Origin of the sequence: Halobellus sp. Atlit-38R, from assembly GCF_003665925.1 — an archaeon.
Taxonomy (GTDB): Archaea; Halobacteriota; Halobacteria; order Halobacteriales; family Haloferacaceae; genus Haloquadratum; species Haloquadratum inordinatus.
In genome coordinates, this window is sequence record NZ_QXIJ01000432.1 from 1 (window position 1) to 268 (window position 268).

The window sequence follows — 268 nt, forward strand, 5'->3', positions numbered from 1 at the left end:
GAGCGCGGCAGAATACCGCGCTCTCCTCACTGAGCTCTTTGAGCAACTTACAACTCAGCTGAGTTTCGCAGCCTCGTGGATCGACAAGTATCTCGGCGGATACCTCCAGAAGTTACGCTAGGTACTACGAGCATCTCGGTGTCACCCTCGTTAACCCATCAAAGAACCGGATCATCGCCGACGCGGCAGTCAAGACTGACCGCGTCGATGCGAAGCGGCTCGCCCAGATGCTTCGGGCAGATATGCTCGCTGAGAGCTACGTCCCGCC

General features: G+C 57.8%; 1 pseudogene. It reads left to right on the plus strand.

The window, feature by feature from the left end:
- A pseudogene (locus tag D3D02_RS20225) lies at window positions 1-121 on the plus strand (IS630 family transposase); the annotation flags it as partial.
- Window positions 122-268: the final 147 nt, after the last annotated feature.